Raw genomic sequence first — 19459 nt, 5'->3', positions numbered from 1 at the left:
GTCGAGGAGTCAGCTCCCCGACGCGTACGCCACGAAGTCCGCCCAGGCCGTCGGCGCCAGCGCGAGGCGCGGGCCGGCGTCGCGGTATTTGGAGTCGCGGACGTGGATGGTGCCAGGGGAAGTAGCGATCTCGACGCAGGACTCGCCGTCGGTGCCACCGCTGTAGCTGCTCTTGAACCACGCCGGTTCGGAGGCGTCCCCGGCTGAGACCTTGCGGATCATGTTTCTCCCAGCAGTTGCTCGATGAAGGCCAGCGACTCCCGCGATGAGAGAGCCTGCGCCCGGATGGTGCCATACCGCAGCTCAAGAATGCGCAGCTGCTTCGGATCCGTGATCGGCCGTCCGTTGAACGCACCGTCAGAGCGACCCGCGGCTGTCCCGTCCGGGAACTTCAGCAACTCGATCCTGCCGTCCAGCCCCGGATGAGCCTCGGTGTTCGTCGGCATGACCTGAAGCGTGACGTAGTGCAACCGCCCCACCTCCAACAGGCGTTCGAGCTGCTGTCGCCACACCATTGTGCCGCCAACCTGTCGGCGCAGCGGCGCCTCTTCCAGGACGAAGTGGATCGACGGGGCCGGATCGCGATCGAAGACCGACTGTCGAGCCAGACGAGCCGCCACCATGCGCTCGACGTCATCGAGCGAGTAGGGCGGCTGCGCTGCTTTGATGACGGCTCGGGCGTGTTCGGGCGTCTGTAGCAACCCAGCGATGATGTTGCACTCGTACACCCCGATCTCGACGGCCTTGGCCTCCATCTCGGCCAAGGCCCGCACCTTCTTCGGATACCGGACCTTGTCCACGTCCTCCTTCATCGCGGACAGCAGCCCGCCCGCCCCCAGCACCTCGTCCGCCCTGTCCAGATACTCGGGCCGAGGAATCCGCTTGCCGCTCTCGATCTTGTAGACCAGGTCCTCGCCGTACCCGACGGCCTTGCCGAAGTCGCCGGCCCGCATCCCCACCGCCTCGCGCCGCAGCTTCAACTGCCGCCCCACGGTGGCGACGACCGCCACGCCCCACTCGTCGTCCGGATCCACCTCCCACCCCGGCTCGTCCGCCTCGGTCCTGAGCCGCCGTACCTCGCCGTCCACCGACATGCGCGCCCCTCCGTCGTACCGCCCCGTACCGCGACGCCCCTACCCGTGCGCACCACTTCGACAGGCCCGGACACCACCGGACAACCACCGGACAAACCACCGGACAACCAGCGGATTGTCACCGTAGGCAACGACGTCGTCACACCTCACGGTAAGCAGATCCGGGCACGCTGAGTGACGCGAATCAGAAATCTCCGCAACGGAACGACCGGAGTCTGACGCCCCGCACTCCGGTCTGACCTGCGCTCCCTATGAACTACTCACTGGGGAGAAAGAACCCCACCAAGCCCCACCCCTCCCTCCCGCCGGGGCAAACTCACTCCCGAGAGTGAATATGCCCAACTCGGCTGGATTCGGGACCGGTTGCCTGCCTTACGCTCAGCGCGGCACAGCACAACCCCAGACATGCGACGGCCCCCGCCGGGACTAGCGATCCCTGCGGGGGCCTGACCACCGAGGAAGTTAGGCCCTTCCTGATGGACACCGAAAACCCTAGCGCGCCCCCGCACGCCCAGTCCCGTATCCCTGGCAGAAACCACCCTCACGTGCGGCCGGACTCCGGCGTCGTCCACGACAACGTCCGCCACACCGAGAACTTCACGGTGATCGGCAACCACCTCGCCCAGCACGAGGAGCTGTCGCTGCTCGCCATCGGGCTCGGCTGCTACATCCAGTCGGTGCGACCGGGCACCGCCGTCGACATCAAGACCCTCGCCGCCCGCTTCCCCGAGGGTCCGACCCGTATCGCCGCCGCCCTGCGCGAACTCGAAACCCACGGCTACCTGCGCCGCACCCGCGAACGAACCCCCACCGGCCGGATCGTCACCCGCACGGTCTCCTGCAACAAGCCCGGACACCGCACCGCCCCGGCCGATCCCTCCACCAGGCCCGCCCGCCGCACGGCTCGCGAGAAGCCGCCCCCGCGCAAGCGCCTGCCCGCCGTGCCCCAGCCCTCGTACAGCTCCCCGGCCCTCCTCCGGACGGCCGTCGACGTCCTCGCCGGCCTCCGCCGCCGCGACCCCCGTCGCCTCCTCCCCGCCACCGACGCCGAACACCTCGCCCCCGGCGTCGCCGCCTGGCTCGAACGCGACCTCACCCCACCGGCCCCACCTGCGCCGGACCCCACACACCCGTTCCAGACCTGCGACGGCTGCGACCGCGCCTTCCGCTCGCCGACACCCGGCCGCTGCCGCGACTGCCGATCCGATCTCCCGAGGGCCGCCTAGCATGAAAGCGACGATCCTTGCCCCTGGGCACAGACGACGAGGAGCGAGCGCCATGACCATCGCCCCGGACAACGCGCGGCAGGGCGCCTCCCCCCTCTACCGGGCCATGCGGGATTTCGTGCACTCCACGGACGACAGCCTTCCCGGCAAGTTCGAGATCACCAAGGAAGGAATCGTCCTCGACATGATGTCGCCCTCGAAGCCGCACGAGCTGACCGTGCTGCGCGTCCGGCAGCGCCTGGAGAGGGTGATGCCGGAGGCTCTCGTGGCTCACACGGGCGAACCCGACGTCGAGGACGAGGCCGAGGGGGTCATGCGCCGCCCCGACGTGATGGTCATCAGCGAGGCGGAAATGGAAGGAGACGGATCCTTCGATCCCCGCTCGCTCGTCGCCGCCGTGGAAATCGTCTCGCGCTCCAACCCGGACAACGACTGGGTCTCCAAGCTGCGCGACTACCCCCTCATCGGCGTCCCCGTCTACGCGGTCTTCGACCCCCGCACCGGCACCGGTGCCGTCCTCACCGACATCCACCCCACCCCCGACGGTCCGCGTTACGCCACCCGCAAGGACTTCGTCTACGGCGAGGACGTCACCATCGGCGACTGGACCATCTCGACCCAGGACCTGCCGCGCTACGAGAGCGGGACCGGCGAGCAGCACTGAGGTACGAGGTGCAGCCGATCCTCACGCAGTTCCGCCGCCGGGGAAGCGGACGCGAGGGCCGGGGGCTCGTGGTCTCCCGGCCCTCGCGCGTTTCAGGGGCCGCTCAGGCAGTGGCCGAGGGCTACTTGAGAACGCCGGCGCCCGTCGTCGTCCCCAGCGTCGTCGGCAGGTTCTTCGCCGACGTCTCCAGGCCGGTCGTCAGGGTCGGGGTCCAGTTGACCGTCGTCTTCAGGTCCTTGGAGGACGCGGCGTTGTACGCGGCGACCAGGTCGGTCACGGTGCCGTTGACGAGGTTGCCGGTGCCCTTGACCGAGCCGGTGCCGTCGCCGCTGAGGAGCTTGGCGGCCTTCGCGCCGGACGGCAGCTTCCAGTAGTTGTTCTCGGCGACGACCTGGGCCTTGGCGCGGGAGTTGATGCTGTACTGCGGCGCGTACCCGTTGAGGGTCGTGACGTCGTAGTAGTTGTTGTAGATGTGGATCTGGCCGATCCGGGCCAGCGGGGCGCGCTGGATGATGCCCTTCCACACGTTGTGGTGGATGGAGACCCGCAGCTTGCCGACGCTGTCGGTGTCGCTGCTGCCGATCAGCATCGTCTTGTCGTGGTTGGTGAACTGGTTGTGCGAGACGGTCACCAGGTCGGAGCCCTTGGTGATGTCGAGGGCGCCGTCGTGGATCTGGTACTCGCGGCCGAAGTACGTCGGGTTGGCGCTGTCGAAGTGCGGGGCGTCGGTGAACGTGTTGTGGTCGGCCCAGACGTGGGTGGCCCCGCGCAGGGTGACCGAGTCGTAGTTGGAGTTCCAGTTGCCGTCGTCGCCGTCGGTCGGGTCCCACTGCGGGAAGCAGTCCTCGGTGGCCGCGAAGGTGAGGTTGCGGACGATGACGTTGTCCACGTTCTGGATCTGGACCATGCCGCCGGTGATGCCGGCGTTGGTGCCGGGCACGCCGACGAGGGTGGTGTTGGCGGGGACCTTGAAAACGATGTTCTTCGCCTGCTTGGCCTGGGCGGCGGCGCGCGCCGTCTCCTGGGTGCCGGAGGGCAGCTTGGAGGTGCCGTAGGTGGCGGGGTCGAAGGCCTTCAGGTACGCCGACAGCGAGTAGCCGGTGCCGGACGCGTAGTCGGCGCAGGTCAGCTTCTTGCCGGAGTCGTCGGTGTTGGCGTCGATCATGCCCTTGACCTTGATGATCCGGGGCGTGGTGTCGGACGCCGACCCGAGCGCCTTCACGAGCTGGGCGCGGGTGGAGACGGTGAAGGTGTGGGCGGCGTCGGCCTTCGCGCCCCCGGTGGTCCCCGTGCCGGAGGACGCCCAGCCGTCCTTCGCGGCGAGCGTCTGGTGGTACAGGTCGACGGCGTCGGCGTTCGCGTTCAGCACGAACACACCGGCGCCGACCCCGGCGGCCACGACGGCGGCGGAGACGGCGAGGGTGCGGCGCTTGCGGAGGGACCGGCGGTGGGTGGTGGCTGCCACGGGGAGTCCTTACGGGTGGGTCGAACAAGCCTTACGACTCGTCAGTGGCCGCCCGGGAGGGAGAGGTTGCCGCATCCGGAGGATTTCTTTCCGCGTCCCGCTCAGGGCCTCCCGCCGCCGAAGCCGCCCTCCGGGGCCTGGCCGGCCGTCACCGTGGCGATCTGCTGCGCCGAGCCGAGGGTGCCGGCCGTGGCCGAGAGGCCGCCGGTGCCGTCGCCGGACGCCGAGCCGCCGGAGTGGATCCGGTACTCCTCCCCGCTCTTGACCGCCGACGACGAGTACACGACGTTCTGGATCTGCTTGGACGTGGCGTACGTGGCCACGACCCTGCCGTCGGCGTCGACGATGTGGAGGGTGGTGCCGGCCGGGACGGCCGTGTCGAGGGTCGCCGAGAGCCAGCCCTGCGCGGAGTCCTCCCCGGGGGTGACGGCCATGCCCGCGCTGCCCGCGGCGAGCAGGGTGCCGCCGCTGACGGTGAGCGTGCCGTTGACGTCGAGGGCGCCGTTTCCGCCCTGCTGGGGGCCGTTGACGACGACCGTGCCGCCGGTGATCTCGGCGGTGCCGTTGGAGTCGAGGCCGTCGCCCTCGGAGTCGACGACGAGGGTGCCGCCGGTGACGGTGAGCTTGTAGTCACCGGCGTCCCCACCGCCACCGCCGCCCCCTCTGCCGCCTCCGCCGAAGCCGTCGCCCTGCGCGGTCCCCGTGCCGCCGGACGCGTTGACTCCGTCGTCGCTGGAGACGAGCGAGACCGCGCCACCGGCGACGACGATGTTCCCGCCCTCGACGGCCTCGACCGCGGACGTGACCTTCAGCGTGCCCTTGTCGACGACGAGGTCCCCCTCCGCGTGCACGCCGTCGTCGCCGCTCGCGGCCGTCACCGCGGCCCCGGCGACGTGGACCGCGCCGTCGCTGTGCACGGCGTCGTCGGAGGCGTCGACGGTGACGGTGCCGCCCTCCAGGACGCCGATGACCCGGGCCTTCAGCCCCTTCGCGGAGGCGTCCTCGGAAGGCTGCTCGCCGCTGCCGCCGCCGCTGCCGACGGTCAGCCGGCCGCCGGTGACCACCAGGTCGGTGGCCGCGTCGACGCCGTCGCCCCGGGCGGTGAGCTTCAGCGTGCCACCCGCGACCGAGACGTAACCGGCGTCCGCGTCCTCGGCGTTGTCGGCCTTGAGGCCGTCGCCGCCCGCCGTGACGGTGACCGTGCCGTCGCGGACGGCCAGGTAGTCCTTGCCTCGGATGCCGTCGTCGGCGGCCGTCACGGTGAGCGTCCCGGAGGCGATCACCAGGCCGTCCTTGCTCGCGATCCCGTCGTTGCCGCTGCCGCGCACGGTGAGCGAGCCACCGCCCCCGACGGTCAGGTCGCCGGCACTGAACAGCGCGGCGTCGGCGTCGTCGGCGTCGTCGTAGGACGTGGTGTCGGAGAGGGCGTTGGTGGTGCCGTCGGCGAGGACGACGACCAGGTGGTCCACGGCGGTGGCGGCGAGGGCGGAGGACGTGGAACTGGAGATCCGGGCGCCGTCGAGGACGAGGGTGACGGTCGCGTCGGGCGCGTCGACGACGATCCGCCCGTCGGAGAGGGTGCCGCTGAGCCGGTAGGTGCCGCCCGCGGTGATGGTGACGGTGGTCCCGTCGACACCGGCGCCCTCGCCGTCCACGGAGGCGGACGTCCCGGACAGCCGGACGTCCACGGCCTTCGAGGCGTCCCACGCGAGGTCACCGTCGTGGGCCTCCTGGTTGGCGGCGAGGACGGTGGCGGCGTTCTGCGTGCCGTCGGCCTGGGCGGCGGCCGCGCTCGACGCCGAGCCGGTGGAGCCGCCGGTGGCCTCGCCGGACGCGTCCGACGAGCATCCGGCGAGCGCGGCGGAGGCCAGCACGACGGAGGCGAGGGCGGCGCCGGTCCGCTGCCGCAGGGGTCGGGGTCGTGCCGTTCTTCTGCTCATGCGGGGCTCCCGTCGAGGGCGGTGGGGAAGTGGCGACGCAGCACCGGCAGCCAGCGGTGCGCGGGGAGACCGGGGCGCAGGGCGGCGAGCCCCGTGCCGTACTTGGAGACCGCGCAGGGCCGGTGCCCGAGCGACCACAGCAGCCGGTCGGCCCCGGATCCGGCGCGCCCGGACTTGGTCTCGACGACGGCCCGGTCGGGCGTGCCCAGGTGCCGGCTGCCGTCGGGCAGGGCCCAGACCAGCCCGGTGTCGACGGTCAGCCGGCTCCCGTCGGCGGGCAGCAGCAGCGTGGTCCGCCGGTAGGCGGTGGTCAGGGTCGGGACGAAACGGAAACCGCGGGAGTCGATGCCGGCGCCGGCGAGGACGGTGTCGACGTAGGCCCGGCCGGCGGCGTCCGGGAAGGCGCCGTCGTCGTACGGCATCCGGTGCTTGACCGTCGTCCCCCGCGGCCCTCTGGTCTTCACCTCGAGGAAGCGCAGCCCGGAGTGGAGGTAGGTGCGCTCGCGCACCTTGAAGCGGCGCCGCCGGGACCGGGCCGCGCCGAGGTAACCGTGCAGTTCGGGCGTGTCGAAGTACAGCGACCCGTACGCGAAGTCCCGTTCGCCGTCGATCTCCAGCACCCGTACGCCCCTCCCGAGGCCGCCCAGCAGGAAGGGAACGTCGGCGAGGGGGAGGACGTACTTGCGGTCGACGCGGGTGAGGAGTTCGGCGCGGGCGACGAGTTCGTCGAGCGTGACGGGCGCGAGGGTGCGGACGGCGGCGCCGACGGAGTCCAGGGCGGTCATGCCCGGACCTCCGGCCGGACCGGTCCCGGTGAGGGGGCCGGGGCGCGCGTGCCGGCCACCACGTACCGGACCTCGACCAGGGTGGTGTCGTTGACGAGGTCGATGTTCCTGACCGACAGGTTCACCACCCGCCCGCCCAGCAGCACCGCGAGGTGCGCGCGCAGGGCGGCCTCGTCGGTGTGCGCGGAGTCCAGGCGCAGGGTGCGGCTGCGGTGGCGGGCGAAGAGGCGGGGGTGGTCGGCGACGTACAGCGTCACGACGATCAGGACGGTGAGGGTGACGGGCAGGGCCGTGGCGTCCTCGGGGATGCCGTTGAGCAGGCCGATGGCGAGGGCGGAGAAGTAGTAGGCGATCTCGTGCTGCGCGATCTCGTACGACCGCAGCCGGATGATCGACAGAACGCCGAACAGGCCCATGCCGAGCCCGATTCCCACGGCCGAGTCGCTCAGCGTCATCGCCACGGCCAGCACCCCGACGTTGATGCCGAGGAACGCGGTGACCAGGTCCCGGCGGTGATGGCGCGGGAAGTAGACGGCGAACGCCAGCACGGAGATGGCGAGCAGGTCGGTGGCGACGAGGAGCGGTTGGGTGCTCATGCCCATGACGATCAGGGGCACGGCTGTGAAAGGGCTTGGGGAACCCTTAAGGGACTTTGAGAAGTACGGGGCGAGTACGGAGGCCTTCCTGAGGGTGAACCGCAGCGGTTCGGGCCGGACGGGCCGGGGGCGTACGGCCGCGGCGCCTCACGTGGCGTGCGGGCGTACGCCCCCGGCGGGGTCAGCTCGCGGAGGCCGACGGGGACGCCGTGGCGGACGCCCCCGGCCGGCCGGCGTCGTCGGTGCCGGTGTGGGTCGCCTCGGGGTCGACACCCACGGTGATCGACGCCTGCACCCCCTTCGCGATGTTCTTCTTGTCGTACTTCAGCTTGAGCAGACCGCCCTGGGTGCCGCTCTGGTCGTAGATCGTGTCCTCGGTGAGCGTGGTGCGCTCGGTGGTGCTGGTGGAGTACGGCTCCACCTCGGCGGAGGCGAGGACGGACTCCTCGTCGAAGAAGAACTGGCCGGTGTGGCAGGTGTGCCCGCCCTCGTACCCGGCGTCGGTCCACTCTCCGTCCACGTGCACCTTGGTGTGGATGTGCACGCACCGCCCCCGGTACCAGCCGGGGAAGACCGTCCTGAAGGTGACCAGGCCGCGCCGGTCGGTCTTCCAGGTACCGCGCAGGTACCGCTCGTCGTCGGTGGGCTCCTCGTGGACCCCGCCACCGCCGGTCCCGCCGGACGGCGCACCCGTCGGCGGCTCACCGGTGGGCGTGCCCGTGGGCGTGCCCGACGGGGCGCCGGTCGGCGCTCCGCCGCCTCCGCCCGTGGACAGGCTCTCGTAACCGGAGTAGATGCCGAGCGCGTCGCAGTGCCAGATGTCCACGGCCACGTTCCGCAGGGGCTCGCAGGTCTCGGAGTCGATGACCTTGATGCTGAGGGTGAGCGGAATGCCCTCCTTGTCCTCGGTGATGTCCTGCCGGAGCTTGTCGGCGTCGATGTAGTAGGGGCCCTCGGTGGTCTCGGAGGTGAGCTTGTAGCAGATCTCGGAGCCACTGGCGGTGCCGGTCGCCGAGGCACCGGCCTTCGCCGTGCCCGACTCCCCGGCGAACGCGCCCGCGGCCAGTGCGCCGCCCGCGCCGACCGCGGCGACCGCCCCCGCACCGGCGACGACGACCTTGCGGCGCGTCAGATCGCGCTTGTGGCGGGGGCCCTGCTGGTTTTCCGTGTTTCCCGTCATGGGCGAGGAAGCTAGGAGACCGCCCTGTCAGGAAGGTGGGAAAGGCCTGTGCGATCCCCTGAACCGGCCGGCCGACGACGAAAAAGCGCCACGGCCGCCGGCCACCGGCCGCCTCCCGCCCGGCTTCGGCGACCCCGGCCGGGACGTCCGCGTGGCAGGCGGCGGCGCGACCCGGTCTACGGCGCCGCCGCCCCGGCCGGGACGTCCGCGCGGCACGGCGCCGCCGCTCCCGCCGGGCGACGGGCCGCGCGGGGACGGCTGCCGGGGGTGGGGGGCTCCTCCTCGATGCCGAGTGCCGTACGGGCCTCGCGCAGATGGCGCAGTCCCTCCCGCGCCAGCCGGGTGGCCTCCCCGTACTCCTCCGCCGTACGGGCCGTGGCCAGCCGCTCGCGGGCCGACCGATGGCACTCCACCGCGCACGTCAGCGACCGGGCCGTTTCCGCGTCCGCGCCCGCCCAGACGCGGACGCCGGGCGGGACCAGGCCGCCGCCCAGCCGTACGAGCCACTGGTTCGCCTCCGCCTCCGCGTCCAGGTCGGACAGGCCCGGGGAGCGGCCGGGCCGGTGCGCGCGGCGCAGGGCCGTCACGCCGACGACCGCGCCGGCGATCAGCAGTACCGAGAGCGTGATCATGAACGCCATGGCAGGTTTCCTCCCTCGCCCCACGGACCCGCGGGCCTGTGCCGACCCTCGTCGGCTCCGTCTCCCGTCCCATGGGACGACAGGCCGCTGTGGGTGTCCCCCGGTGTTCCTGTGGGGCACCGGTGAGGTGCCCCAGCGGCCCGGCCGGCGGCCCGGCCACCGGCCGCGGACTCCTCGCCGAAGCCGTCGGGTACCGCGCGGGTGGCGTCTGCCGCCTTTCCTCGCGCACGCACAAGGGGCCTGTGATCGACGTCGATCACAGGCCCCTTTCCGCGAGTCTTCCCTGAAGGGCTGCCTTATCCGGCGGCCTTACCCGGCGGCCCTACCCGGCGGACTTACGCGGCTGACTCATCCGGCTGCCTGGCTTCGGCTGCCTACTTCGGCTCAAAGGCCGCCCTACTTCGGCTGCGGCTTGCGCACTGTCAGGTGCAGCTCACGCAGCCGCGCCTCCTCCAGCTCCGTCGGCGCGCCCATCATCAGGTCCTGGGCGTTGCCGTTGAGCGGGAAGGCGATCGTCTCGCGGATGTTGGGCTCGTCGGCCAGCAGCATGACGATGCGGTCGACGCCCGGCGCGATGCCACCGTGCGGCGGGGCGCCGAAACGGAAGGCACGCAGCATGCCGGCGAACTCGCGCTCGACGGTCTCGTTGTCGTAACCCGCGATGTTGAAGGCCTTCAGCATGATGTCCGGCTCGTGGTTCCGGATCGCGCCGGAGGACAGCTCGACGCCGTTGCAGACGATGTCGTACTGCCAGGCCAGGATGTCCAGCGGGTCCTGGGTCTCCAGCGCCTCCATACCGCCCTGCGGCATCGAGAAGGGGTTGTGCGAGAAGTCGATCTTCCCGGTGTCCTCGTCCTTCTCGAACATCGGGAAGTCGACGATCCAGCAGAACCGGAAGACGTCCTCCTCGAAGTGGCCGGAACGCTTCGCGGCCTCGACCCGCACCGCGCCCATGATCTTCGAGACCTCGTCGAACTCGCCCGCGCCGAAGAAGACCGCGTGACCGGCGGCCAGCGACAGCCGCTTCGTCAGCTCGGCGACGTTCTCCTCGGTCAGGAACTTGGCGATCGGGCCGGACAGCGAGCCGTCCTCGGCGACGCGCACCCAGGCCAGGCCCTTCGCGCCCTGCGAGACGGCGTAGTCCCCGAGCTGGTCGAAGAACTTGCGGGGCTGGGCCTGGACCGCCGGCACCGGCAGGGCGCGCACGTGCTTGCCGGCGAACGCCTTGAACTCCGAGCCCGCGAAGATGTCGGTGATGTCCACCAGCTCCAGCTGGGCGCGCAGGTCCGGCTTGTCGGAGCCGTACTTCAGCATCGCCTCGCGGAACGGGATCCGCGGGAAGGGGGAGGTGACGTGCCGGCCGTTGCCGAACTCCTCGAACAGCTCGGTCATGAGCTTCTCGATCGGCCGGAAGACGTCCTCCTGCTCGACGAAGCTCATCTCGACGTCGAGCTGGTAGAACTCGCCCGGCGAGCGGTCGGCGCGCGCGTCCTCGTCACGGAAGCAGGGGGCGATCTGGAAGTAGCGGTCGAAGCCGGAGATCATCAGCAGCTGCTTGAACTGCTGCGGCGCCTGCGGAAGGGCGTAGAACCTGCCCGGGTGCAGACGGGAGGGGACGACGAAGTCGCGGGCGCCCTCGGGGGAGGTCGCGGTCAGGATCGGCGTCGCCATCTCGTTGAAGCCGAGGGCCACCATCTTCTGGCGGATGGCCGAGATGACCGCCGTGCGCAGCATGATGTTGCGGTGCATGCGCTCGCGGCGCAGGTCCAGGAAGCGGTACTCCAGGCGCCGCTCCTCGTTGACCCCGTCCTCGGTGTTGATCGTGAAGGGCAGCGGCTGGGCGGCGCCGAGCAGCTCGACCTCGGCGACCTCGACCTCGACCTCACCGGTGGGCAGGTCCGGGTTGACGTTCTCGGCGCCGCGGGAGACGACCTGGCCGTCGACGCGGACGGTCGACTCCTTGGTCAGCTTGTCGAGGGCCTCGTACGCGGGCGTGCCGGGACGGGCCACCAGCTGCGTGATGCCGTAGTGATCGCGCAGATCGATGAAGAGGATGCCGCCCAGGTCGCGCCGATTGTGCAGCCAGCCACTCAGCCGGACGTCGGTGCCGACGTCAGAGGCGCGGAGCTCGCCGCAGGTGTGGGACCTGTACCGATGCATCGTCGTTCATCCAGTCTTCGCGGATCGGGGTCTGTGTTTCAGGGTGTTTCACGTGAAACAACCCCCAGGGTACCGGGCGGGCCAAGATCGGCTCTCCCCACTTAGAGCTCCGAACAAAAGGGGAGTCCGATCAGCTCGCGGCGTCCGGTGCGTGCGATCGCCAGGCGCCGGAAGGTCCTTGTAGCGGAGCTACCAGGGCCTTTTGGCAACGCGGCCCGCGTGCGTGCCAGGCATCGCGAGCCGGGCGCCCCTTTTGTTCGGAGCTCCTACGCGCGGCGCGGGGGCACGTACCGAGCCACCGAACGGTGGGCTCGCAGGCATCGGCCGGGCGCACGCAGGCATCAGAGGGGACGCACGCAGGCGTCGGCCGGCAGGCACCCAGGTGTCGGCCGGGACGCGCGCGGCGCCTGTCGGGACGCGAGTGATCATGATCGACGTCGACGATCAGTGGCACGATTCGATTGCCTGTTCTTAAAGTGGGGCAATGCGCACTGGCGAGCCTCTGCCCGCCGTGGGGGACGTCCTCGCCGCCCTCGCGACCGGCCTGTGGCACTGGAGCACCGCCACCGGGCTGGTCACGGTAGACGCCGAGGCGGCCCGGCTGCTCGGGCTGCCCGCCGAGGGCACCGTGCTCACCGAGGCCCAGACCCGCGCCCGGCTGCACCCGGTCGACTGGAACGAGATCACCGGCGTGGTCCAGCTCGCCGTCGCCGAGGGCACCCTCGCGGAGGTCCGGATCCGGATCATGGACGACCGGGGACGGGTCGTCCGGGTCGTCCGCAGCCGCTCCAAGCCGTCGTTCGACCCGGTGAAGAAGGCGTACGAGCTGATCGGGACCCTCCAGGAGGTCACCGAGCCGAGGCCGGGCACCCCCGCCGGACGGACCGCCGTCACCGGCGACTGGCGGCGCTCCCGGGAGGCGTTCCTGCTGGACGCGGGCCGGGCGCTGGCGGAGGCGCGGTCCACGGAGGAGGTGCTGCGGGTCGCCGCGGGCCTGTCGATGCCGGGCTTCTCCCCGGACGGCCTTGCCGTCTTCGGCGTGGAGGGCGACCGGCTGACGATCATCGGGCACCACGGTCAGCCGCCCGGTGAGGAGGCTCCCTTCACCCAGATGCCCGTCCAGACGGACTACCCGGCCGCCGAGGTCGTGCGCACGGGCCGGGCCGTCTACCTCTCCTCGCCCGAGCAGTACAAGGAGCGCTACCCGCTCACCTGGCCGCTGGCCGCGCACTTCGGCCGCCAGTCCTGGGCGTTCCTGCCGCTGACGGTGGCCGGTCGCACGATGGGCGCCTGGATGGCCGCCTTCGCCTATCCGGTGGCGTTCACCCCGGACGAGCGGTCCGTCCTCACCACCGTGGCCCGCATGCTCGCCCAGGCCCTCACCCGGGCGGGTGCCGCCGAGACCCAGCGCGAGCTGACGGACGGCCTCCAGCGCTCGATGCTGCCCACACTCGGCCCCGAGATACCCGGCATGACCCTCGCCGCCCGCTACATCCCCACCGGCGGCGGCCTCCAGGTCGGCGGCGACTGGTACGACATGATCCCGCTGCCGAACAAGCGGTTCGCGCTGGTCATCGGGGACGTGCAGGGGCACGACGTCCGGGCCGCGGGCCTGATGGGCCAGCTGCGCATAGCGCTGCGGGCGTACGCCGCCGAGGGCCACCGCCCCGACGCCGTCCTCTCCCGCGCCTCCCGCTTCTTCTACGGCCTCACCCACGACGACGCCCCCGACACTCACGCCGACCTGCGGTTCGCCACCTGCTTCTACGTCGAGGTCGACCCCGTGACCGGGGTCCTGGAGACCGCCCGCGCCGGCCACCTCGACCCGGCGATCCGGATGGCCGACGGCACGGTCCTGGTCCACGACACGGCCGGGGGTCTGCCGCTGGGCATCGACCCCGACTCCGACTACCCCACCACCCGCCTCACCCTGGAGCCCGGCGAGGCGCTGATGCTGTGCACGGACGGTCTGCTGGAGACCGGCGGTCACGACCTCGACAGCGGCTGGCGACGCGTCCGCAAGATCCTCGAGGCGCACGAGGGCGACCTGGAGGAGCTGGCGGACGCGCTGGTCCAGGCGGTGCACGGGCCGTCGTCCCACCACACCACCGGCCCGTTCGCCGACCGGCGGGAGGACGACATCGCCGTCCTCCTCGTCTGCCGCCACGGCGAGGGCTGCGGTCTCGGCGCCCCGGTACCCGCACGGCCGACCGTACGGCGCACCGTGCTGACGGTCGCGCAGGCCGAGCCCGAGCGGGTCGCCGAGGCCCGCCGTCAGGTGCGCGAGCTGCTGCACGACTGGGTCTGCGACGACCAGGTCGACTCGGCCGTCCTGCTCGTCTCCGAGATGCTGACCAACGTCCTCGTGCACACCGACGCCGACGCGCTGATGCTCGCCGAGGTGACGGGCGGTCCCGGCGCACGCCGGATGCGGATCGAGGTCACCGACAGCAGCGACGACCTGCCCCACAAGCGCCGCCCCGGCGAAATGGCCTCCTCCGGCCGTGGCCTGGTCCTCGTCGAGCTGCTCGCGGACGAGTGGGGGGTGGCGCCTCGGGGCGAGGGCAAGAGCATCTGGTTCGAGCTCTACGAGCCCGACGGCTCGGGCGGAGACGGGGACACGGCCGGCTCCGGGCCGGCGGCGTGACGCTCGCGCAGCTCGTGCAGGATCCCGAACGCCGCCGCCGTCAGCGGTACGGCCAGCAGCATGCCGAGGATCCCCGCGATCGAGGCCCCCGCCGTGATCGTCACCATCACCACCGCCGGATGCATCTGCACGGTCCGGCTCTGGATCAGCGGCTGGAGCACGTGCCCCTCCAGCACCTGCACGGCGAGCACCACCCCGAGCACCCACAGCGCGATGACGAACCCCCGGTCGGCGAGTGCCACGAGGACGGCGAGGGCACCGGAGATGAAGGCGCCCAGGTAGGGGATGTAGGCCCCGACGAAGACGAGCGCGCCCAGCCCCACGGCCCCCGGGACGTCCAGGACGAGCAGCCCGACGGTGATGCACACGGCGTCGATGAACGCGATGAACGTGGTCCCCCGCATGAACCCCTCGACGGCGTGGAAGGCCCGCCGCCCCATGGCCTCCACGGTGTCGGCGGTGCCGTGCGGCGCGAGGGACCGCATGGTGCCGACGGCCCGGTCGGCGTCCCGCAGGAAGAAGAAGACGAGCAGCAGCGCGAGGACGGCCATGGCGATGCTCTCGCCGACGACACTGACCCCGCTGACGACCCCCGAGGCGGCGGTCCCGCCGAACTTCGACAACAGCTCCCTGGAGTTGGACACGAGGTCGTCGAGCGAGGTCCCGGCCGCCCCGAAGTGCCGGGCGACATCCTTCGCCGCGTCCTTCAGCGAGGTGACGATCTCGTCCCCGCTGTCGACGAGCGCGGCGACCACGATGTACACGGCCCCGCCGACCACCACAAGGACAGCCACACAGGTGACACCGGCGGCGGTCGACCGGTTGACCCTCGCCTTCACCAGCCGCCGGTGGAACGGCCTGAGCAACGCCGACCCCAGCAACGCCAGCAACACCGGCACGACCGCCGTACGCACCTCCGCGCACAGCCGGATCCCGACGTAGACGACACCGGAGACCAACAGGATGACGGCACACCAGGCGGCGAGTCGTCGGACCGAGTCGGGAAGCAACAGCACGCCTCCAGCCGACCACGCGCCCGGACGCTTGTCCCGCGCGGACTGTCCGACCGGGTGACGGACTCCGCAGACCCGGTTCCCGGCCGTCGACGTGTGCAGGAGCCGAGAGTACGCACATGCCGGATCCGCCCTGCGGCCCGACGAGGGAGCCGGCCGACCCGGAATCGCCGCCGCGACCGGCCTCGACGGTGCCGAGAGCGTGCTCCACGAGCACACTCTGGGTCTTGCCGCAGGTCGCAAGCAGCGCCGGGACGTGAACAGGCCCGAAGCCGCTCACTAGAGTTGCGGCTTCGGGCCTGCTCCTGCCGTATCGGAGCTCAGGCCTCCTGCGGGCCCTCCTCCGTCATCCCGTGCACCGCCGGGATGGTGCCCAGGCGGCCCTTCTGGAAGTCCTCGAAGGCCTGCATCAGTTCGTCCTTGGTGTTCATGACGAACGGGCCGTAGTGGACCATGGGCTCGCGGATGGGGCGGCCGCCCAGGAGGACGACCTCGAGGTCGGGGGTGTGGGAGTCCTGCCGCTCGTCGGCGCGGACGGTGAGGGACGAGCCGGCGCCGAAGACCGCCGTCTGGCCCACGTGGACCGGGCGGCGCTCCGTGCCGACCGCGCCCTTGCCCGCGAGGACGTACGCGAGGCCGTTGAAGTCCTCGCGCCACGGCAGGGTGATCTCCGCACCCGGCGCCAGCGTGGCGTGGATCATCGTGATCGGCGTGTGCGTGATGCCGGGGCCCGCGTGGCCGTCCAGTTCGCCCGCGATGACGCGCAGCAGCGCGCCGCCGTCGGGGGAGGTCAGCAGCTGGACGTTGCCGCCGCGGATGTCCTGGTAGCGCGGGGCCATCATCTTGTCCTTGGCCGGCAGGTTCACCCACAGCTGCAGGCCGTGGAAGAGGCCGCCGGACATGACGAGGTGCTCCGGCGGCGCCTCGATGTGCAGCAGGCCCGAGCCGGCCGTCATCCACTGGGTGTCACCGTTGGTGATGGTGCCGCCCCCACCGTTGCTGTCCTGGTGGTCGAAGATGCCGTCGATGATGTACGTGACGGTCTCGAAGCCCCGGTGCGGATGCCACGGGGTGCCCTTCGGCTCGCCCGGCGCGTACTCCACCTCGCCCATCTGGTCCATCATGATGAACGGGTCGAGGTGACGGTAGTGGATCCCGGCGAACGCCCGGCGCACCGGGAAGCCCTCGCCCTCGAAACCGCTCGGCGCGGTCGTGACGGCGAGCACGGGACGTGCCACGGCGTCGGCCGGTGCGGTCACGCGGGGCAGCGTCAGCGGGTTCGCGACGGTCACAGCAGGCATGTCGGTACCTCCTTGGGCGACGTACGTCCCAGTTTAGTTGAGCGTTGAACTTTCTGCCACCCAGAACGACGAGAGCCCGGAGGGCATTCCCTCCGGGCTCCACCGCCTCGACGACCCTCTCCGGCCGCCGGGAAGGCTGTCAGCCGTACATCCGGCGCATCGCGAAGTCGACCATCTGCTCGACCGCCTTGGCGTCGAAGACCATCCGGTGCTCGCCCTCCATGTCGAGGACGAAGCCGTAGCCGGTGGGCAGCAGGTCGAGCACCTCGGCGCCCGTGATCACGAAGTACTTGGACTCCTTGCCCGCGTACCGGCGCAGCTCCTTGAGCGTGGTGAACATCGGGATCACCGGCTGCTGGGTGTTGTGCAGGGCGAGGAACCCGGGGTTGTCGCCGCGCGGACAGTAGACCTTCGAGGTCGCGAAGACCTGCTGGAAGTCCTCGGCGGCCAGCTGCCCGGTGGTGAAGGCCCGCACCGCGTCCGCGAGCGAGGGCGGGGACGGCTCGGGGTAGAGGGGCGGCTGCTGTCCGTATCCGCCGGCCATGGGCTGCTGCGGCGGGGCGTACTGCTGCTGAGCGCCGACGTTCTGGTCGTAGCCGTACATGGGCGCAAGCGTACCGAGAGCGTTCCCCGGGCGGGGACGGTACGGGTGCCGAGGGGCCGCCCGGCGGTCCCGCCCGTCTGACGCGTCACACTTCCGGATCGGGGTTGCGACTTATTACCGACGGGTAGCATCATCGTAGCTACTTGTTGGTACGTGAACTAGAGCGAGGATCTCAGTGCCTCGCCGATCTCTCTAACGGAGCCGGGAGCCGTCCGCCATGGGGCACTACAAGTCGAATCTCCGCGACATCGAGTTCAACCTCTTCGAAGTACTCGGGCGCGACAAGCTGTACGGCACCGGCCCGTTCGAGGAGATGGACACCGAGACCGCCAAGAGCATCCTCGAGGAGCTGACCCGCCTCGCGGAGAACGAGCTGGCCGAGTCCTTCGCGGACGCCGACCGCAACCCCCCGGTCTTCGACCCGGAGACCAACACCGCGCCCGTGCCGGCCTCCTTCAAGAAGAGCTACCAGGCCTTCATGGACTCCGAGTACTGGCGCCTCGGCCTGCCCGAGGAGATCGGCGGCACGACCGCTCCGCCGTCCCTGATCTGGTCGTACGCCGAGCTGATCCTCGGCGCGAACCCGGCCGTGTGGATGTACTCCTCCGGCCCCGCCTTCGCCGGCATCCTCTTCGACGAGGGCAACGAGGTCCAGAAGAAGATCGCCCAGATCGCCGTCGAGAAGCAGTGGGGCTCCACCATGGTCCTCACCGAGCCGGACGCCGGCTCGGACGTCGGTGCCGGCCGCACCAAGGCGGTCCAGCAGGAGGACGGCTCCTGGCACATCGAGGGCGTGAAGCGGTTCATCACCTCCGGTGAGCACGACATGTCGGAGAACATCCTCCACTACGTGCTCGCGCGCCCCGAGGGCGCCGGACCCGGCACCAAGGGGCTCTCCCTCTTCCTCGTCCCGAAGTACCTCTTCGACTTCGAGACCGGCGAGCTGGGCGAGCGCAACGGCGTCTACGCCACGAACGTCGAGCACAAGATGGGCCTGAAGGCCTCCAACACCTGCGAGATGACCTTCGGCGACCAGCACCCCGCCAAGGGCTGGCTGATCGGCGACAAGCACGACGGCATCCGCCAGATGTTCCGCATCATCGAGTTCGCCCGCATGATGGTCGGCACGAAGGCGATCTCCACCCTGTCGACGGGCTACCTCAACGCGCTGGAGTACGCCAAGGAGCGCGTCCAGGGACCCGACCTGGCCAACTTCATGGACAAGACCGCGCCCAAGGTCACCATCACCCACCACCCCGACGTCCGCCGCGCGCTGATCACGCAGAAGGCCTACGCCGAGGGCATGCGCGCGCTGGTGCTGTACACCGCCTCCATCCAGGACGCCATCGCCGTCAAGGAGGCGAACGGCGAGGACTCCTCCGCCGAGCACGCGCTCAACGACCTGCTCCTGCCGATCGTCAAGGGCTACGGCTCCGAGAAGGGCTACGAGCAGCTCGCCCAGTCGCTGCAGACCTTCGGCGGCTCCGGCTTCCTGCAGGAGTACCCGATCGAGCAGTACATCCGCGACGCCAAGATCGACACCCTGTACGAGGGCACCACGGCGATCCAGGGCCAGGACTTCTTCTTCCGGAAGATCGTCCGCAACCAGGGCGCCGCCCTGAACTCCCTCGCCGAGGACATCAAGAAGTTCCTGGCCCTCGGCACCGGCGGCGAGGAGCTCGCCGGCGCCCGCGAGCACCTGGCCAAGGCGGCCGTGGAGCTGGAGGCGATCGTCGGCCTGATGCTGACCGACCTCGCCGCCACCGAGCAGGACGTCAAGAACATCTACAAGGTGGGCCTGAACACCACCCGCCTGCTGATGGCCTCCGGTGACGTCGTCGTCGGCTACCTGCTGCTGAAGGGCGCCGCGGTCGCCGCCGAGAAGCTCGAGACGGCCTCCGTCAAGGACAGGGCCTTCTACACCGGCAAGATCGCGGCGGCGAAGTTCTTCGCGGCGAACGTCCTGCCGGGCGTCACCCTGGCCCGCAAGGTCGCCGAGGGCGTCGAGCTGGACCTGATGGAGCTGGACGAGGCCGCCTTCTAGGACACCTCCGGGCTCCGTCCGCCGGCTGCCACAAACTCCACATCGTCCTCACGAGGGCCCGCTCCCTTCACCGGGAGCGGGCCCTCGTACGTCGTTAAG

At 70.9% G+C, this 19459-nt stretch carries 16 protein-coding genes; 4 read left to right on the top strand and 12 right to left on the bottom strand.

All coding sequences use genetic code 11. The features are described 5' to 3' along the window. Positions 1-9: 9 nt before the first annotated feature. The gene (locus ACIBBD_RS07980) at positions 10-222 is read right to left on the bottom strand and encodes a DUF397 domain-containing protein (RefSeq protein ID WP_399418436.1); all 213 of its coding nucleotides are present in this window, start codon (positions 220-222) and stop codon (positions 10-12) included. Next, the gene (locus ACIBBD_RS07975; protein ID WP_399418435.1) at positions 219-1094 is read right to left on the bottom strand and encodes a helix-turn-helix domain-containing protein; all 876 of its coding nucleotides are present in this window, start codon (positions 1092-1094) and stop codon (positions 219-221) included. The genes ACIBBD_RS07980 and ACIBBD_RS07975 overlap by 4 nt, the downstream gene beginning before the upstream one ends. A gap of 476 nt (positions 1095-1570) precedes the next feature. Between ACIBBD_RS07975 and ACIBBD_RS07970 the strand changes: the two genes are divergently transcribed. Further along, a complete protein-coding gene (locus ACIBBD_RS07970; RefSeq protein ID WP_399418434.1) occupies positions 1571-2320 on the top strand; it encodes a helix-turn-helix domain-containing protein in 750 nt (249 codons plus the stop codon). A gap of 52 nt (positions 2321-2372) precedes the next feature. Then, positions 2373-2984 carry a Uma2 family endonuclease gene (locus tag ACIBBD_RS07965; RefSeq protein ID WP_399418433.1) on the top strand — a complete coding sequence of 204 codons (612 nt, stop codon included), beginning with the start codon at positions 2373-2375 and terminating at the stop codon, positions 2982-2984. Between the two features lie 121 nt (positions 2985-3105). Here the strand turns inward: ACIBBD_RS07965 and ACIBBD_RS07960 are convergent, their stop codons facing one another. From ACIBBD_RS07960 to aspS, 7 genes are all read right to left on the bottom strand, one after another. Further along, entirely contained in the window at positions 3106-4449 is a 1344-nt protein-coding gene (locus tag ACIBBD_RS07960) for a polysaccharide lyase family 1 protein (protein WP_399418432.1), read from the bottom strand. A gap of 101 nt (positions 4450-4550) precedes the next feature. Next, positions 4551-6389 (bottom strand): carbohydrate-binding domain-containing protein, encoded by a 1839-nt coding sequence (locus ACIBBD_RS07955; protein WP_399418431.1) that lies wholly within the window; start codon positions 6387-6389, stop codon positions 4551-4553. Further along, positions 6386-7174 (bottom strand): polyphosphate polymerase domain-containing protein, encoded by a 789-nt coding sequence (locus tag ACIBBD_RS07950; RefSeq protein WP_399418430.1) that lies wholly within the window; start codon positions 7172-7174, stop codon positions 6386-6388. Before ACIBBD_RS07950 ends, ACIBBD_RS07955 begins: the two co-directional genes overlap by 4 nt. Then, complete coding sequence (locus ACIBBD_RS07945) at positions 7171-7770, bottom strand: DUF4956 domain-containing protein (RefSeq protein WP_399418429.1); 600 nt, start codon at positions 7768-7770, stop codon at positions 7171-7173. Before ACIBBD_RS07945 ends, ACIBBD_RS07950 begins: the two co-directional genes overlap by 4 nt. A 181-nt stretch (positions 7771-7951) precedes the next feature. Next, positions 7952-8950 carry an intradiol ring-cleavage dioxygenase gene (locus ACIBBD_RS07940; RefSeq protein WP_399418428.1) on the bottom strand — a complete coding sequence of 333 codons (999 nt, stop codon included), beginning with the start codon at positions 8948-8950 and terminating at the stop codon, positions 7952-7954. Between the two features lie 176 nt (positions 8951-9126). Beyond that, positions 9127-9591, bottom strand: a complete 465-nt coding sequence (locus ACIBBD_RS07935; protein ID WP_399418427.1) for a hypothetical protein — start codon at positions 9589-9591, stop codon at positions 9127-9129. Positions 9592-9987: 396 nt separating this feature from the next. Continuing rightward, positions 9988-11751 (bottom strand): aspartate--tRNA ligase, encoded by a 1764-nt coding sequence (aspS, locus tag ACIBBD_RS07930; RefSeq protein ID WP_399418426.1) that lies wholly within the window; start codon positions 11749-11751, stop codon positions 9988-9990. A gap of 484 nt (positions 11752-12235) precedes the next feature. Here aspS and ACIBBD_RS07925 point away from each other — a divergent pair, with 484 nt between their 5' ends. Then, the gene (locus ACIBBD_RS07925) at positions 12236-14398 is read left to right on the top strand and encodes a SpoIIE family protein phosphatase (RefSeq protein WP_399418425.1); all 2163 of its coding nucleotides are present in this window, start codon (positions 12236-12238) and stop codon (positions 14396-14398) included. On the opposite strand, the gene ACIBBD_RS07920 is transcribed toward ACIBBD_RS07925, so the two are convergent. The 3 genes from ACIBBD_RS07920 to ACIBBD_RS07910 form a co-directional block, all read right to left on the bottom strand. Next, positions 14338-15414: an AI-2E family transporter gene (locus tag ACIBBD_RS07920; protein WP_399418423.1), complete on the bottom strand. Its 1077-nt coding sequence runs from the start codon at positions 15412-15414 to the stop codon at positions 14338-14340. The genes ACIBBD_RS07925 and ACIBBD_RS07920 overlap by 61 nt on opposite strands. 317 nt (positions 15415-15731) lie before the next feature. Further along, positions 15732-16712, bottom strand: coding sequence for a pirin family protein (locus ACIBBD_RS07915; RefSeq protein ID WP_399418422.1), 981 nt, complete (start codon positions 16710-16712; stop codon positions 15732-15734). A gap of 139 nt (positions 16713-16851) precedes the next feature. Beyond that, entirely contained in the window at positions 16852-17316 is a 465-nt protein-coding gene (locus ACIBBD_RS07910) for an SseB family protein (RefSeq protein WP_399418421.1), read from the bottom strand. Positions 17317-17533: 217 nt separating this feature from the next. On the opposite strand from ACIBBD_RS07910, the gene ACIBBD_RS07905 reads away from it, so the two are divergent. Then, positions 17534-19360 carry an acyl-CoA dehydrogenase gene (locus ACIBBD_RS07905; protein ID WP_399418420.1) on the top strand — a complete coding sequence of 609 codons (1827 nt, stop codon included), beginning with the start codon at positions 17534-17536 and terminating at the stop codon, positions 19358-19360. Positions 19361-19459: the final 99 nt, after the last annotated feature.

It is taken from the genome of Streptomyces sp. NPDC051315, from assembly GCF_044455165.1.
Taxonomy (GTDB): Bacteria; Actinomycetota; Actinomycetes; order Streptomycetales; family Streptomycetaceae; genus Streptomyces.
This window is presented reverse-complemented; position numbering and strand designations above follow the sequence as displayed.